This window comes from Fervidobacterium sp. (genome assembly GCA_026419195.1).
Taxonomy (GTDB): domain Bacteria; phylum Thermotogota; class Thermotogae; order Thermotogales; family Fervidobacteriaceae; genus Fervidobacterium.
The window spans coordinates 1-3,705 of sequence record JANZZV010000019.1 but is presented as its reverse complement, the minus strand read 5'-3'; the positions used below and the strand labels follow the sequence as shown (position 1 = coordinate 3,705).

Sequence of the window (3,705 nt, the reverse complement as noted above, 5' to 3'; positions counted from 1 at the left end):
GTTTGTAGCGTAACTATGAGGGATTGAAACCGATGATGGAAGGAGTAAGTTTATGTGCTTCTAATTGTTTGTAGCGTAACTATGAGGGATTGAAACAAGAAGAATCCATCGATATGTACTTCGGTGTCCATCGTTTGTAGCGTAACTATGAGGGATTGAAACTCTTTATAAACTTTTCGAATCTTTTTTTCTTCTCGTGTTTGTAGCGTAACTATGAGGGATTGAAACCGTAGGGAGAACATATCTATGTATGTTCTCCCGTACCGTTTGTAGCGTAACTATGAGGGATTGAAACACATTAATCCAGCACTTACCAACAATAACAGTTTATTGTTTGTAGCGTAACTATGAGGGATTGAAACACCAATATGGCTCAAGCAAAATTCGAAACTCCACTCAGTTTGTAGCGTAACTATGAGGGATTGAAACAATAAATGAAAATTATCTTTTGTTGTGGGAAGGCTAGTTTGTAGCGTAACTATGAGGGATTGAAACCGAAAAAAGAAGGAAGTACGTTAAGTTTATCACGAGTTTGTAGCGTAACTATGAGGGATTGAAACATTTTGCTTTATTTTTAATTGTTTCGTCGCCGTTCAGTTTGTAGCGTAACTATGAGGGATTGAAACTATGCCCATCGATCATATTTTGATCGATGGGTTCAAGTTTGTAGCGTAACTATGAGGGATTGAAACAAGAAGAATCCATCGATATGTACTTCGGTGTCCATCCGTTTGTAGCGTAACTATGAGGGATTGAAACAGTACTCCCCGTCGGGGAGAATGAATCTCCCCGACAGTTTGTAGCGTAACTATGAGGGATTGAAACCGAGCCCCGCCCCCTCGACTTCGACCCGGTATACCCGGTTTGTAGCGTAACTATGAGGGATTGAAACATAGAAGTTCCTGTAGACCACTCCAACGAAGAATCAGTTTGTAGCGTAACTATGAGGGATTGAAACACAAAATCAGCAAATTCTTCCATCTGTGTTATTTGCGTTTGTAGCGTAACTATGAGGGATTGAAACCTCTTTCAGGGAGAACATGTCCACACATGTTCTCCCAGTTTGTAGCGTAACTATGAGGGATTGAAACTTTATCCATGGGCGTCAAGTAAAAGCCCATGGATATGTTTGTAGCGTAACTATGAGGGATTGAAACTCATCATGTATTACTTCAGTTTCAACCACTTCCTCGTTTGTAGCGTAACTATGAGGGATTGAAACACGGGCATCATCAGGGGGAACGTGATCCCCCATCGGGGTTTGTAGCGTAACTATGAGGGATTGAAACTGATGGGGGGATTCCCGTTCCCAAGCTCGATCCCAAACGTTTGTAGCGTAACTATGAGGGATTGAAACTTCGAACAACTTGCATTCAACGCACTTAAACCTCATGTTTGTAGCGTAACTATGAGGGATTGAAACGCGGGACTCAAAAAACCGAATGAGTCCCGCTTCAACCGTTTGTAGCGTAACTATGAGGGATTGAAACAGAGGGGTCGTATACCCATACATGCCCGCGTTTGACGTTTGTAGCGTAACTATGAGGGATTGAAACTGGATTATGTAAAGACCCGGTCGAACCGCACGTACCGGTTTGTAGCGTAACTATGAGGGATTGAAACCCGAGCTCGATTCTGAACCCGTCGATCAAAACACGATGTTTGTAGCGTAACTATGAGGGATTGAAACCGGAGGGAGAACATATCTACGTATGTTCTCCCGTATCGCGTTTGTAGCGTAACTATGAGGGATTGAAACTCCAACATTGCTGGTAAAATTTGACCACGATACTCAAGTTTGTAGCGTAACTATGAGGGATTGAAACCAACGAGAAGAAAAAAAGATTTGAAAATTCTATCTGTTTGTAGCGTAACTATGAGGGATTGAAACCCAAAAAAACAACACAAGCCCCCCTGCTTCCGCATGGTTTGTAGCGTAACTATGAGGGATTGAAACCAACATCTCATCATCATGCGGTACTAATCGTTCTTGGTTTGTAGCGTAACTATGAGGGATTGAAACTTTCACTTTCCTCTCCCTCGCCCACAAACAAAAAAAGTTTGTAGCGTAACTATGAGGGATTGAAACTTTTTAGACTACAAAATAAATATTTTTGAAGAAAATCTTTTTGGTGAACTTTCACTATCTAAAACATTTTATGACCTTTATTTGAAATATTACTTTATGTCTGTGTATATCATATCCGATAAACTTTATATAGATTTAATAAATGTAATTGATGATGAATATTTTTATAACGACCAAGATTTACTAAAAAATTATATTATTAATCTTCTTTCACATGTTGTAACTCAAATATATATGATATCAACCATGCTTAAAAATATTAATAAATATGAATTTATTCAACCATATTATCTTGAACAATTACAAAAAAGATATTTTGTAGAGGATATTATAAAAGTATCACCCACATTTCAACAAGATTTTAATAGATTCTTAGTATAGTTTATCATTAAATATCAAAATTATAAAGGAACTTAGTTTTTAATAAATAAAATTTTAAAATTCTTAAGTTTGTTAACAAAAGATTTGCAAGTGATGAGTGGATTAGACTATATTTAGACTACAAAAAAATTTGATAATGTAAATGATGATGAAATGTTCCCAAATTCACCAACATATTCTACACGTTTAAATTTAAAATTACTTGAACAAACTACTGAACAAGTTACTAAAAAAGATAAAAATTTTCAAATCTACAATCTTGATATTTCTAACTTTTATGACTTAGTTTCTTTTTTCAAAAATAACAAACAAATTAATTTGAGAAAATATATCTTTTCTTCAAAAAACAAAATAACTGTAAGAAACACATTATATCTTAAATCGCGATTTTACAAAGATATTGATACAGAACGTCTTTTAAAATCAAATTTAACTGTTCTTTAGAATTTCAATGAAATAATGGAAAGTATTTTGTTATTCACAAAACTTCTTTTAACATTTTTACCTATATATTATAATATTTATCTTGATTAGATTGTATCAAGTAGTGAGTTTACTAAATCAAATATAGTTTATCTTTTTGAGATAATTTTCTCTTACCAATTAAAAAATGTTGTTAATGAAAATAAAATATATTTTACAAATATGTATTACCCACATATATCTAATACATTTTATACATACATTCGTAATCTAAACCGCTTAAATGATAATAATGAAATATATAATTAGCGAATTAAAAACACGCCTATGTATACAAAAAAATATAATTACGTTAGTTTTTTATCAAATGCAACATTACAAAAACTGTTAAAATTGTACGTTGAACAAACTAATTTATTCGAAAATTATCACTATAATTTATCCATACAATATTACTTTTTACCAACAAATTTGATAAATATTAATACAAATTCTTCAGAATTAAACGATTTAATTACTCAAATTAATTTATTGATAAATAATTCAGTAAGAATAAAATATCTAATAAACGACATAAAAAATTCTACTGCGTATAAACCAGTAAATCAGTTTTTTGAAGATAGTTTCTATGAAAATGATAATAAATATAGAACTTTAAATATAGTAAGCAATAATTTTGAATTATTTTCTGATCTTGCTATATCTCACAAAACTGTTAAGAAGAATATTTTCTCTGAGTATGATGCTATTATTCATAAATTTGATTATACAAAAATAAACACACCTGTTTATAATTTACGTATGAAGTATAT

General features: G+C 32.7%; 1 protein-coding gene and 1 CRISPR repeat array. The gene reads left to right on the top strand.

The genetic code is table 11. The annotated features are described in order from the left end of the window. Position 1: 1 nt before the first annotated feature. Positions 2–2,089: a CRISPR direct-repeat array (repeat unit 29 nt; unit sequence TTTGTAGCGTAACTATGAGGGATTGAAAC). Positions 2,090–3,220: 1,131 nt separating this feature from the next. After that, on the top strand, positions 3,221–3,705 hold a 485-nt coding region (locus N2Z58_09345; protein MCX7654862.1), incomplete at its 3' end, for a hypothetical protein.